This window comes from Lysobacter oryzae DSM 21044, from assembly GCF_059568595.1.
In genome coordinates, this window is sequence record NZ_JCANTQ010000009.1 from 203,701 (window position 1) to 216,321 (window position 12,621).

The 12,621-nt window shown below is 69.8% G+C and carries 13 protein-coding genes; 10 read left to right on the top strand and 3 right to left on the bottom strand.

Features of this window, described 5'->3' with window-relative positions; translation table 11 throughout:
• The first annotated feature begins 185 nt into the window (after nucleotides 1-185).
• From BP05_RS04625 to hslU, 8 genes are all read left to right on the top strand, one after another.
• On the top strand, nucleotides 186-2,330 hold the full coding sequence (locus BP05_RS04625; protein WP_496361514.1) for a S9 family peptidase: 2,145 nt from the start codon (nucleotides 186-188) through the stop codon (nucleotides 2,328-2,330).
• Nucleotides 2,331-2,343: 13 nt separating this feature from the next.
• Nucleotides 2,344-2,793, top strand: coding sequence for a YbaN family protein (locus BP05_RS04630; protein WP_496360954.1), 450 nt, complete (start codon nucleotides 2,344-2,346; stop codon nucleotides 2,791-2,793).
• A 42-nt stretch (nucleotides 2,794-2,835) separates the two neighbouring features.
• Nucleotides 2,836-3,069: an LPS translocon maturation chaperone LptM gene (gene lptM / locus BP05_RS04635; protein ID WP_496360956.1), complete on the top strand. Its 234-nt coding sequence runs from the start codon at nucleotides 2,836-2,838 to the stop codon at nucleotides 3,067-3,069.
• A complete protein-coding gene (gene dapF, locus BP05_RS04640) occupies nucleotides 3,062-3,958 on the top strand; it encodes a diaminopimelate epimerase (RefSeq protein WP_496360958.1) in 897 nt (298 codons plus the stop codon). Before lptM ends, dapF begins: the two co-directional genes overlap by 8 nt.
• On the top strand, nucleotides 3,955-4,635 hold the full coding sequence (locus BP05_RS04645; protein WP_496360960.1) for a DUF484 family protein: 681 nt from the start codon (nucleotides 3,955-3,957) through the stop codon (nucleotides 4,633-4,635). Before dapF ends, BP05_RS04645 begins: the two co-directional genes overlap by 4 nt.
• Nucleotides 4,636-4,668: 33 nt before the next feature.
• Nucleotides 4,669-5,544 carry a tyrosine recombinase XerC gene (gene xerC / locus BP05_RS04650; RefSeq protein WP_496360962.1) on the top strand — a complete coding sequence of 292 codons (876 nt, stop codon included), beginning with the start codon at nucleotides 4,669-4,671 and terminating at the stop codon, nucleotides 5,542-5,544.
• 227 nt (nucleotides 5,545-5,771) lie between these two features.
• On the top strand, nucleotides 5,772-6,323 hold the full coding sequence (gene hslV, locus BP05_RS04655; protein ID WP_496360964.1) for an ATP-dependent protease subunit HslV: 552 nt from the start codon (nucleotides 5,772-5,774) through the stop codon (nucleotides 6,321-6,323).
• Nucleotides 6,323-7,717, top strand: coding sequence for an ATP-dependent protease ATPase subunit HslU (hslU, locus tag BP05_RS04660; protein ID WP_496360966.1), 1,395 nt, complete (start codon nucleotides 6,323-6,325; stop codon nucleotides 7,715-7,717). The genes hslV and hslU overlap by 1 nt, the downstream gene beginning before the upstream one ends.
• Nucleotides 7,718-7,779: 62 nt before the next feature.
• Here hslU and BP05_RS04665 read toward each other — a convergent pair whose 3' ends face one another.
• From BP05_RS04665 to BP05_RS04675, 3 genes are all read right to left on the bottom strand, one after another.
• Complete coding sequence (locus tag BP05_RS04665) at nucleotides 7,780-8,301, bottom strand: cupin domain-containing protein (RefSeq protein ID WP_496360968.1); 522 nt, start codon at nucleotides 8,299-8,301, stop codon at nucleotides 7,780-7,782.
• Between the two features lie 131 nt (nucleotides 8,302-8,432).
• Nucleotides 8,433-9,257 (bottom strand): D-hexose-6-phosphate mutarotase, encoded by an 825-nt coding sequence (locus BP05_RS04670; protein WP_496360970.1) that lies wholly within the window; start codon nucleotides 9,255-9,257, stop codon nucleotides 8,433-8,435.
• Nucleotides 9,258-9,267: 10 nt separating this feature from the next.
• On the bottom strand, nucleotides 9,268-9,723 hold the full coding sequence (locus BP05_RS04675) for a nucleoside deaminase (RefSeq protein WP_496360972.1): 456 nt from the start codon (nucleotides 9,721-9,723) through the stop codon (nucleotides 9,268-9,270).
• Between the two features lie 205 nt (nucleotides 9,724-9,928).
• Between BP05_RS04675 and BP05_RS04680 the strand changes: the two genes are divergently transcribed.
• Together BP05_RS04680 and ubiE are read left to right on the top strand one after the other, a co-directional pair.
• Nucleotides 9,929-11,674 (top strand): S8 family serine peptidase, encoded by a 1,746-nt coding sequence (locus BP05_RS04680; RefSeq protein WP_496360974.1) that lies wholly within the window; start codon nucleotides 9,929-9,931, stop codon nucleotides 11,672-11,674.
• A gap of 73 nt (nucleotides 11,675-11,747) precedes the next feature.
• On the top strand, nucleotides 11,748-12,509 hold the full coding sequence (gene ubiE, locus BP05_RS04685) for a bifunctional demethylmenaquinone methyltransferase/2-methoxy-6-polyprenyl-1,4-benzoquinol methylase UbiE (RefSeq protein ID WP_496360976.1): 762 nt from the start codon (nucleotides 11,748-11,750) through the stop codon (nucleotides 12,507-12,509).
• The last annotated feature ends 112 nt before the right edge of the window (nucleotides 12,510-12,621 follow it).

A 12,621-nucleotide genomic window follows, 5' to 3' on the forward strand; every position in this document is an offset into this window, starting at 1 on the left:
GTCTTCGCATCCACGACATCCGGGCTCCCGCATACTGATCTTGCTCGCGCGCTGCGGCGCGTTGAGCGGTGCCGCGGAGTGAAGGTTCCCGCGGCGCGGCCCGGCCCATTGCGCACCGCCTATCCGGACCCCATTGCATGAAGCATTCCGCCCTGCTGGCCACGCTTCTCACGAGTACGTTCCTGATGACCACCTTCTCCGCACCCGCCGCCGACCTGCCGCCGCCGCCCGATGCGGCCAAGAAGCCGCACGCCGTGAAGGCGCCGCACGGCGCCACGCGCAACGACGACTACTACTGGCTGCGCGACGACACGCGCAAGAACCCGGAGATGCTGGCGTACCTCAATGCCGAGAACGCCTACGCCGACGCGGTGATGCAGCCGCTGCGGCCGCTGCAGTCCAAGCTGTACGACGAGATCGTCGCGCGCATCAAGCAGGATGACGCCTCGGTGCCGTACCGCGAGCGCGGCTGGTGGTACTACTCGCGCTTCGAGACCGGCAAGGACTATCCGGTGCATGCGCGCCGCAAGGACGGCGCGGGCGTTGACGCGACCTCGATCCAGCAGGCCAACGCGGGCGCGGACTTCGCCGCCGAGCAGGTGCTGCTCGACGTCAACGCGATGGCCGCGGGCAAGGAGTACTTCAGCGTCGGCGACTACGAGGTGAGCCAGGACAACCGCATCCTGGCCTGGGCCGAGGACGACGTCGGCCGCCGCCAGTACACGATCCGCTTCAAGAACCTGGACACCGGCGAGGTCTATGCCGACGCGGTGCAGGGCGTCTCCCCCAACCTGGTCTGGGCGGACGACAACAAGACCCTGTTCTACGTCGAGAACGATCCGGAGACCCTGCTGACCGTGCGCGTGAAGAAGCACGTGCTCGGCACGCCGGCCGCGCAGGACGCGCTGGTGTACGAGGAGAAGGACGACAGCTTCTACATGGGCGTCTCGCGCACGCGCGACGACCAGTACATCTGCATCGGCGTGAGCAGCACGGTCTCGGACGAGCTGCGCTGCGCGCCGGCCGCCGACCCGAAGACCTTCGTGGTGTTGGCGCCGCGCGAGCGCGACGTGGAATACGACGCCGACCACCATGGCGGCCGCTGGGTGATCCGCACCAACGCCCCGGGCGCCGACGGCAAGCCGGCGAAGAACTTCAAGCTGGTCACGGCCCCGACCGGCGCGACCTCGCGCAAGGACTGGCAGGACTGGATCGCCGCGCGCGACGACGTCTACATCGACGGCTTCGAGCTGTTCGACGGCTTCACCGCGATCGCCGAGCGGTCCGAGGGCCTGGAGCGCGTGCGCGTGCTCGGCAACGAGGGCAAGTCCGAGCACGTCAAGGCCGACGAGCCGGCGTATTCGATGGGCCTGGCGGTCAACGCCGAACCGGACACCGAGTGGCTGCGCTACAGCTACACCTCGATGACCACGCCCAACACCACCTACGAACTCAACACGCGCACCGGCGAGCGCCGCCTGCTCAAGCGCGATCCGGTGCCCGGCTACGACCCGAGCCAGTACGTGACCGAGCGCCAGTGGGCGACCGCGCGCGATGGCACCAAGGTGCCGGTATCGCTGGTCTACAAGAAGGGTTTCAGGAAGGACGGCACCGCCGCGTTGCTGCAGTACGGCTACGGCAGCTACGGCGCGTCCATGGATCCGGGCTTCAACAACGCGGTGGTGAGCCTGCTCGACCGCGGCATGGTCTACGCGATCGCGCACATCCGTGGCGGCGAGGAGATGGGCCGCGCCTGGTACGACAACGGCAAGCTGTTCAAGAAGCAGAACACCTTCACCGACTTCATCGACGTCACCGATTTCCTGGTCCAGCAGGGCTATGCCGCGAAGGATCGGGTCGCCGCGCACGGCGGCAGCGCCGGCGGCCTGCTGATGGGCGCGATCAGCAACATGGCGCCCGACCGTTACCGGGTGATCCTGACCGAAGTGCCCTTCGTCGACGTGGTCACGACCATGCTCGACGCCAGCATTCCGCTGACCACCAACGAATACGACGAGTGGGGCAATCCCGAGAAGAAGGAGTACTACGACTACATGCTGTCGTACTCGCCCTACGACAACCTTTCCGCGCAGGCGTATCCGGCGATGTTCGTCGGCACCGGCCTGTGGGATTCGCAGGTGCAGTACTACGAGCCGGCCAAGTACGTGGCCAAGCTGCGCGACCTGAACACCTCCGGCCGCACGGTGATCTTCCGCACCAACATGGACGCCGGCCACGGCGGCAAGTCCGGGCGTTTCCGCCGCCACAAGGAGCGCGCGGAAATGTACGCGTTCATGCTCGACCAGTTGGGCGTGGACGCGGGCAAATAGTCCCAGCCTGCGCATGCTTCGCCGCAGCCACGACCGCGACGGAATGGGCGCGCCTGCGGTGCAGGCCGCCGCGGCGGCACGTAGGCAGCGGTTGCGGAAGGTGATCGCGGCGCGGCTGTGGTGGCTGCTGGCCTACGCCAGCCTCGCCCTGGGCCTCATCGGCATCGTCGTGCCGGGGCTGCCGACCGTGCCGTTCGTGCTGCTGGCGGCGTTCGCGGCGGCGCGCGGTTCGCAGCGCCTGCGCGATTGGCTGCTGGCGCACCGCCACTTCGGGCCGATGATCCGCGACTGGGAAGCGCACGGCGCGGTCAGTCGTCGCGCCAAGCGCCTGGCGACGCTGATGATGGCCGCCTGCGCCGTCGTGATGTTCCTCACCGCGCCCGAGGCGTGGATGGCCGCGACCGGCACCGCGGTCATGGCCGTGGTGGCCGCGTGGCTGTGGCGGCGCCCCGAACCGCGCTGAAGCGATGCGGAGTTGGCGTGGCGGCGCGCTACACTCCCGGGCATGAACCGCATTTCCCGTCTCGTCGTCATCGCCGCCGCAGTGGCCGCCCTGGCCGGTTGCGGCAACAAGGGGCCGCTGGTACTGCCGACCCCGCCCGCGCCGGTCGAACCGGTGGAACCGGCAGAGCCGGCCGCTGCGCCGGCCGAAGCGGCACCGGCCCCGGAGCAGGCGCCGCCCCCCGTCGAAGAACCGCTGCCGCCGCCGCCCGCCACGCCCAGCGAAGGCAATGGCTGAAACGGCTGCATCGTCGGCTGCGCCCTTGCCGTACGGCCAGCGCGCGCTGCGCTTCAGCAAGATGCACGGTGCCGGCAACGACTTCGTCGTGATCGACCTGCGCGGCGGCGAACACACGCTGGATGCCGCGCTGTGCCGCGCGCTCGGCGACCGCCATACCGGCGTGGGCTGCGACCAGATCCTCACGATCGAGCCACCGCGCAGCGCCAACGCCGTGGCCAGCTACCGCATCTGGAATTCCGACGGCTCGCTTGCCCGCCAGTGCGGCAACGGCGCGCGCTGCGTGGCCGCCTGGCTGCTGCGCGACGGCACCGCGCGCGGCGATCGCTTCGACGTCGACAGTCCGGTGGACACCCACCACGTCGAGCGGCTCGCCGACGGGCGCTTCCGCATCGCCATGGGCGTGCCGCGGTTCGCGCCTGCCGACGTGCCCCTGCACGGCTTCGACGGCACGCGCGACGAGTACGTGATCGAGTACAACGATGCGGTGTACGCGTTCGGCGCGGTCTCGATGGGCAATCCGCATGCGGTGATCCAGGTCGACGATGTCGACGCCGCCCCCGTGGAAGCGGTCGGGCCGCTGCTGCAGTCGCTGCCGGCGTTCCCGGACAGCGCCAACATCGGCTTCGCCCAGGTCGAATCGCGCGAGCGCGTGCGCCTGCGCGTGTACGAGCGCGGCGCCGGGGAAACGCTTGCCTGCGGCAGCGGCGCCTGCGCGGCGGGCGTGGTCCTGATGAAGCGCCGCCTGGTGGGGCGCGAGGTGACCATCGCGCTGCCCGGCGGCGAGTTGCAGATCGCGTGGCCGCGCGACGATGGCCCGGTCACCATGGCCGGCCCGGCCGCATTCGTATTCGAAGGATCATTCTTGATGGGAGCGGGATTGGCATGAGCGACGTGCAGGAAAAGCTGGGCGCGCATGAAGTCGCGGCGTGGCTGCGGCGGCATCCGCAGTTCCTCAAGCAGTTCCCGGACCTGGCGCTGAGCCTGGTGGTGCCGCGCGACGAGGGCCCGGCCGCGTCGCTGGCGAGCTACCAGCTCGAGGTGCTGCGCGACAAGAACCGCGAACTCGCGCGCCGCCTGCAGGACCTGTTCGGCAACGCGCAGGAGAACGAGCGCCTGGCCGTGCGCACGCACCAGCTCACGCTCGCGCTGATGAAGCAGGGCAACGCGGCCGATACGCTGCGGGCGATGGCGGCGTCGCTGGCCGAGGATTTCAACGGCGACCTCGTGCGCATCGTGACCTTCGCGCCGGTCGCGGGCCTGGGCGACGCCGGGTGGTTGCAGCACATCGCGCCCGGCGACGCGCGCCTGCAGCCCTTCCGCGACCTGATGGCCAGCGGCGAGCCGTTGTGCGGCCGCCTGCAGCCGGAGAAGCACGCGTTGCTGTACGGCGCGCGCGCGGATGAAGTGGAGTCGAGCGCGCTGCTGCCCGTCGCGGGCATCGGGCTGGTCGCGGTCGGCAGCCGCGATCCCAACCGTTTCTTCCCGGGCATGGGCACGTTGTTCCTGCGCATGATGTGCGAGGCGCTGGGTACCGCGCTGCAGCGGTATGCACCGGCGGCGTAGCAGCGGCGCCAGTGATGCGCTGCCGGTGACGCCATGAGCTCGGCAGCGGAAGAGTTCCTGTCCCATCTCGCGGTGGAACGGCGGATGTCGCCGCACACGCTCGACGCCTACCGGCGTGACCTGGCGGCCTTGGACGCGTGGGCACAGGCGCAGGGCGTGCAGGCCGGCGAACTGCACGCGGACCAGCTGCGCCAGTTCGTCGCCGGCGAACACCGCCGCGGCCTGTCGCCGAAGTCGCTGCAACGGCGCCTGTCGGCCTGTCGCAGCTTCTACGCGTGGCTGCTCAAGCATGGGCGCATCGACGCCAATCCCGCCGCGGCGGTGCGCGCGCCCAAGGCGCCGCGCAAGCTGCCGCAGGTGCTCGACCCGGACGAGGCCAAGGCCCTGGTGGAAGTATCCACCGACGCGCCCCTGGGCCTGCGCGATCGCGCGCTGCTGGAACTGTTCTATTCCTCCGGCCTGCGCCTGAGCGAACTGTGCGCGCTGCGCTGGCGCGACCTCGACTTCGCCGAGGCCCTGGTCACCGTGCTCGGCAAGGGCAGCAAGCAGCGCAGCGTGCCGCTCGGTTCGCACGCGCGCGGCGCCTTGCAGGCGTGGCGTGCGTCGACCCAGGCGGCTTCGGACGCGCCGGTGTTTCCTGGTCGCAACGGTCCGATCACGCCGCGTGCGATCCAATTGCGCGTGCGCCAGCTCGCCCAGCAACAGGGACTGTTCAAGCGGGTGCACCCGCACCTGCTGCGGCACTCCTTCGCCAGCCACATCCTCGAGTCGTCCGGGGATCTGCGCGGCGTCCAGGAGCTGCTTGGCCATGCCGACATCGCCACCACCCAGATCTACACGCACCTGGACTACCAGCATCTGGCCAAGGTGTACGACGCCGCGCATCCGCGGGCGAAGCGCAGGAAGTAGCGCCGATCTGGCGCTCGTGCAATTCCGCTTGGCTGGGAGCGTCGCTAGCCCGTGGCACGGCGGGCGTTGATGCCGGCGCCTGGCGCAACGCTTACTTCGACTTCGCGCCGCCACGGCTACGCTCAGGATGCGCGGTGGAACGGGGACGGAATGCACCAGCGTGACTTCCGGACCGCTTGAACCCCGCGCCGCGGCCCCCAATTCGTGGGAACCCCACGGAGAACCCCATGGATCCCAGCCGCAATCCCGATGTCTTCCACGCCACGACCATCGTGTCGGTGCGCCGCAACGGCCACGTCGCCGTCGCCGGCGATGGCCAGGTCACGCTCGGCCACACGGTGATGAAGTCGAACGCGCGCAAGGTGCGCCGCCTCGGCCGCGACGGCCAGGTGCTCGCCGGGTTCGCCGGCGCCGCCGCGGATGCCTTCACCCTGTTCGAACTGTTCGAGGCCAAGCTCGAGAAGTATGGCCAGCTGACCCGCGCCGCCGTGGAGCTGGCGAAGGAATGGCGCACCGAGCGCCGCCTGGGCAAGCTCGAGGCGCTGCTGATCGTGGCCGACAAGGAAACCTCGCTGATCGTGGGCGGCACCGGCGACGTGATCGAACCGGAGGACGGCATCGTCGCGATCGGCTCCGGTGGTTCCTATGCGCTGGCCGCCGCGCGCGCGCTGGCCGCGCACACCGACCTCGATGCAAAGGCGATCGCCAGCGAGGCGCTGAACATCGCCGGCGACATCTGCATCTACACCAACCGCAACGTCGTGGTGGAAGAACTGTGATGAACAAGCTCGTGAACACTTCCGACACGATGACCCCGCGCGAGATCGTGCAGGAGCTGGACAAGCACATCGTCGGCCAGCAGGCCGCCAAGCGCGCCGTCGCCATCGCCCTGCGCAACCGCTGGCGGCGCATGCAGCTGGCGCCGGAACTGCGCGACGAGGTGATGCCCAAGAACATCCTGATGATCGGCCCCACCGGCGTGGGCAAGACCGAGATCGCGCGCCGCCTGGCGACGCTCGCCAATGCGCCGTTCGTGAAGGTCGAGGCCACGCGCTTCACCGAGGTCGGTTACGTCGGCAAGGACGTCGAGCAGATCGTGCGCGACCTCGCCGACACCGCTGTGAAGATGTACCGCGAGCAGGCCAAGCACCGCGTGCGCACCCAGGCCGAGGAAAGCGCCGAGGAACGCATCCTCGAGGCGCTGCTGCCGCGGCGCGCGGTCACCCTGTTCGGCTTCCAGGGCGACCCGGATGGCGTGCAGAACGACAAGCCGCCAACCGAATCGGAAGCCGACGACAAGACCCGGGCCAAGCTGCGCAAGCAGCTGCGCGCGGGGGAACTGGACGACCGTGAGATCGAGCTCGACTTCGCGATGAACGTCGGCGTCGACATCATGGCGCCGCCGGGCATGGAAGAGATGGGCCAGCAACTGCGGCAGATGTTCTCGCAGGTCGCCGGCGGCAAGACGCACAAGCGGAAACTGGCGATCAAGGCCGCGCGCGGGCAGCTGATCGAGGAGGAAGCCGCACGCCTGGTCAACGAGGACGACGTGCGTGCCGCGGCGATCGAGGCCTGCGAGCAGCACGGCATCGTCTTCATCGACGAGATCGACAAGGTCGCCAAGCGCAGCGACGCCGGCACCATCGGCGGCGACGTCAGCCGCGAGGGCGTGCAGCGCGACCTGCTGCCGTTGGTCGAGGGGTCCACCGTCAGCACCAAGTACGGCTCGGTGAAGACCGACCACATCCTGTTCATCGCCTCCGGCGCGTTCCACCTGGCCAAGCCTTCCGACCTGATCCCGGAACTGCAGGGCCGCTTCCCGATCCGCGTCGAACTGGGGGCGCTGAGCAAGGACGACTTCGTGCGCATCCTCACCGAGCCCAAGGCGGCATTGACCACGCAGTACACCGAACTGCTCCGGACCGAGGGCGTGTCGCTCGACTTCGCGCCCGACGCCATCGAGCGGCTGGCCGAGATCGCCGCGCAGGTGAACGAACGCCAGGAGAACATCGGCGCGCGCCGCCTGCACACGGTGCTCGAACGCCTGCTCGATACGCTCAGCTTCGAAGCGCCCGACCGCAACGGCGCCGCGGTCGCGATCGACCGCGCCTACGTCGACGCGCACCTCAACGAGCTGGTCAAGGATCCGGACCTGAGCCGCTACATCCTGTAACGCACGCGCTGGAAGCATCCGAGAGCCGACCCGCACGGGGTCGGCTTCGTCGCGCCGGGGCGCTACTTCTTCTTTTCGGGCTTCGCCTGCTTCTCGGGCGGTGCCTGCTTGCGCGGGTCGTCGGCCGGATTCACGTAGTTGATCTCGAACGGCCCGTTGCTCTGGATCTGCAGCGTCGCGCCGCCACGCGTGCTCGCTTCGTGCAGCATCTTCATCGGCAGGACCACGAAGTCGCCGGGGACGAAATCGGCCGAATGCGCACCGGCGCCATCGCCCATGGCCAGGGTGAGGTCGCCTTCGAGCAACGTCACCTGCTCCTCGGTGGGATGCCAGTGGCGCGGCACGCGGTAGCCGGCCGGCGCCTTGATCCGGATGACGAACGGACCGGCCTTGCCCGGATCGCCCGCCAACACCGCGGCCTGCGCCCCGCGCGGCAGCATGGGCGGTGCATCGCCCCACTGGATCGAGGACGCGCGCACCATCACATGGCCGGAGGCGGGCATGTCGGCGGCAGGGGTGGTCGGTTCCGCGGCCAGCAGGCAGCCGGGCAGCAGGCACAGGCCTAACAGGAGGGACGGTTTCATCGGGCATCTCCGCTGTGGCGGTCCGCCGCGGGGAGCCGGACGGACCGGGATGAATGCCTGCGGCCGCGGCGCGGCCGGGCATGCGAATTGTTCCCCGTTGCCGTTAAGGCAGTGCGACAGGCGCGGCGGGCTCAGGCCAGGCGCTGGATACCGGACCAGTGCTCGCCGGGCCGCAGGTGCACCGGCTGCAGCACCTGCCCGGCCTCGACGCAGACGAAGCGGCGGTATTCGCCCGGGGCGAGGTCGCCGATGCGACCGCCCAGCACCTCGCCCGGATTCCACACGATGGTGTCCGCGAAGCCCTGCTGGACGATGCGGATGCCGTCGCCGCCGTCGCGCAACTCCAGCGCCGGCGGCGGCGCGACGTAGATGCGATCGATCTCGCCGGCGAAGCGCAGCGCGTCGTCGTGCTGCTGCCGGATCGTGCCGGCTTGCGCGGTGTCCTCGTAGCGGCAGCCGCCGAGTCCGTGCAGCGTGGCGGCCGCCACGTCGTCGACCGCCAGGTAGGTATGCAGGGCCGCGGTGAACGCGAATGCCTCGTTGCCGGTGTTGTGGACGGCGAGCGTCACCGCGAGCGCCGGTCCTTCCAGCGCGACGTGCAGGCGCGCGCCGAAGGCGTGCGGCCAGGCCTGCGTCGCGGCGCCGGACGCCAGTTCGAATGTCGCCCGCGCATCGGCGCCGGCGAAACGCCAGGGCAGGGTGCGCGCGAAACCGTGCTTCACCAGTGGCCCGCGCCCGGCGAACTGCGGGAAGACCACCGGGATGCCGCCGCGGATCGCCGCGCCCGGCGCGAACAGCGCGCGTTCGCCGAGGAACAGGCGTTCGCGGCCGTCGGCGGGGATCCACGACAGCACCTGCGCGCCGTGCAGCGCGACCAGCGCACTGCCGCCGTCCGCGCCGTGCAGGCGCACGCAGGGCGTGCCATGGAAGTCGACCGGTTGCGCGCGCAGGGCCATCCGACGCGGCTCAGTCTTCGCCGATGTCTTCGTTCCACACGTCGGGATGGGCGGCGATCCAGTCGCCGAGCATGCCGATGCATTCGGCGTCGGCCAGGTCGATCACGTTGACCCCGTGCTCGCGCAGCCAGTCGATGCCGCCACGGAAGTTCACCGACTCGCCGACCACCACCGTGCCGATGTTGAACTGCCGCACCAGCCCGCTGCAGTACCAGCACGGGGCCAGCGTGGTGACCATGATGGTGTCGCGGTAGCGGCGCTGGCGGCCGGCCTTGCGGAAGGCATCGGTCTCGCCGTGCACCGACGGATCGCCTTCCTGGATGCGGCGGTTGTGGCCGCAGCCGAGCAGGGCGCCATCGTTGCGGTAGAGCGCGGCGCCGATCGGGATGCCGCCCTCGGCGAGCCCCTGGCGGGCTTCGGCGACGGCAGTGGCGAGGAGGGCGCGGTAGTCGGGGGTGTCGATCATGGCGGCTCGGGCGTGGGGCGCGGTCATCATGCCGGATTCGCCCGACCGCCAGCGCATCGCCGCGTCGAGCGTGCGGCCGATCGCGGACGCGCTCGCGGCATGCCGCACCTGGACTGGACAAGGCGGCCGCGGTCCCGGTTAATGGCGGCGCACGGTGAGGAGCGCGCGCATGCGCCCCGAATTCCGTCACCACAGGGGATCCACCATGAAGCAACAGGCACTCGTTGCGGCGCTGGGCGCCACGCTGGCGGTTTCGGCCTTGGGCAGCGCGCTGGCCGCGCAGCCTGACGCCAATCGCGTCTGGGTGAAGTTCAAGCCTGGCGCCGGGCCGCAGGTCGAGCGCACGCTGCGTGCCGCCGGTGGCAAGGTGCACTACCGCTTCGACAAGCTGCGTGCGTTCTCGGTGACGCTGCCGCCGCAGGCACTGAGCGGACTGCGCCACAATCCCAAGGTCGAGTCCGTCGAGCCCGATGCGCCGCGCTATCCGTTCGGCCAGATCACGCCCTATGGCATCGGCAAGGTGCAGGCGCCCCAGGCGGCGGCGGCCGGCGCCGACGGCACCGGCATCAAGGTGTGCGTCATCGATTCGGGCATCCACGCCGGGCACGAGGACTTTGCCGGCATCGCGATGGCGGGCTACCCCGCGGGCTGGGACAACGACCAGTGCGGCCACGGCACGCACGTCGCCGGCACCATCGCCGCCGCCAGCAACAACCGTGGCGTGGTCGGCGTGAGTCCGGCCAAGGTCTCGCTGTACATCGTGAAGGTGTTCGGGGATTCCTGCGCCTGGAGTTACAGCTCGGACCTGGTCGACGCCGCGATGCATTGCCGCGACGCCGGCGCCCGGATCATCAACATGAGCCTGGGCGGCACTGAGGCCGTCCTCCCCGAAGCGATGTACTTCGATGCGCTCAACGACCAGGGCATCCTCAGCATCGCCGCCGCCGGCAACGCCGGTACCACGGCCATGAGCTATCCGGCTTCCTATGCCAGCGTGATGTCGGTGGCGGCCACCGACGCCAACAACGCGCACGCCAGCTTCTCGCAGTCCAACGCCGCGGTGGACATCGCCGCGCCCGGCGTCGGCGTGTTCAGCACCTACCCGCGCAAGGACGCATCGCTGGACGTGGGCGCCGCCGGCTACGTGGTCGGGCCGATCGAGGGCACCGCGCAGGCGGAGGTGGCAGGGGCGCTGGTGGACGGCGGCCTGTGCACGAGTGCGGGCAACTGGGCGGGCAAGGTCGTGCTGTGCGAGCGCGGCAGCATCACCTTTGCGGCCAAGACCGCCAATGCGACCGCCGGCGGCGCCGTCGCCGTGGTCGTCTACAACAACCTGCCCGGCGGTTTCGCCGGCACGCTCGGGGGCCGGTCGACGATCCCCGCGGTCTCCGCGACCCAGGAAGACGGCAAGGCCCTGGTCAACGCGCGCCTCGGCCGCCTCGGCCAGATGGCGAGCGTGAGCACGATCCCGCACAGCAACGCCAACGGCTACGCCTACATGGATGGCACGTCGATGGCGACGCCCCACGTGAGCGGCGTGGCCGCGCTGGTCTGGAGCGCGAATCCGGCGGCGAGCAACACCGCGGTCCGCAATGCCCTGGAAACCCGCGCGCTCGACCTGGGCGCGCCCGGACGCGACAACGCGTTCGGCTACGGCTTGGTGCAGGCGCTCGCCGCCGCCGATGCGATTACCGCCGGCGCCACCGCTCCGACCAGCCTGAGCCTGAGCAACAGGGGCACCTACGGGGCCTGGCTGCAGGTCGGCCTGCGCTGGCAGGGAGGTGCGAGCAGGGTCGACATCTATCGGGGCGGCACCCGGATCAAGTCCGCGGTCGCCAATGCCTTGGGCGCGACCGACTCGCTCCGGTTGCGCGCCAGCGCCATGGTGGCGTATCGGGTCTGCAATGCCGGCACCGGTTCCTGTTCCAACATCGCCGAGATCCCGTATTGACCGCGGAAGCTGATCCGGCTGCGGTGGCCCGCGTCTTTCGGCCTTTCCGCGGAGGCGATGCGATAATCCCCGCATGAGCGAACACGACACCCGCAGCGGCACCACCCACTTCGGCTTCCGCGACGTGCCCGTCGCCGACAAGCAGAAGCTGGTCGGCGAAGTCTTCTCCTCGGTCGCCGGCAAGTACGACCTGATGAACGACCTGATGTCGCTGGGCGTGCACCGGGTGTGGAAGCGCTATTTCGTCGGCACCTGCCAGGTGAAGCGCGGCGACCGCGTGCTCGACCTCGCCGGCGGCACCGGCGACATCGCGCTGCTGCTGCGCGACCGCGTCGGCGCGAACGGCAGCATCGTGCTCGGCGACATCAACGGCGAGATGCTCAAGGTCGGCCGCGACCGCATGACCGACCGTGGCGTGGTGGCGGGCATCGAATTCGTCGAGTGCAACGCGGAGAAGCTGCCGTTCCCGGACGCCAGTTTCGACTTGGTCACGATCGCCTTCGGCCTGCGCAACGTCACCGACAAGGACGCCGCGCTGCGCGAGATGCACCGCGTGCTGAAGGTCGGCGGCCAGGCGCGCGTGCTGGAGTTCTCGGAAGTGAAGGCGGACTGGTTCAAGCCGATCTACGACTTCCACTCGTTCAACATCCTGCCCAGGCTCGGCAAGCTGTTCGCCAACGACGCGCACAGCTACCAGTACCTCGCCGAGTCCATCCGCAAGCACCCGCCGCAGGACGAACTCAAGGCGATGATGGAAGCGGCGGGCTTCGCGCGCTGCAACTACCGCAACCTCAGCGCCGGCATCGTCGCTATCCACACCGGCTACAAAGCCTGAACACCTGAATCACCCGAACGGGTGCATCCGCCCACGCGTCACTCAGCTTTGTGACGCGCACCGATATCCTCGGCCAGGAAGTCAGCAACCTGGCGGTCTGAACAATGACGGG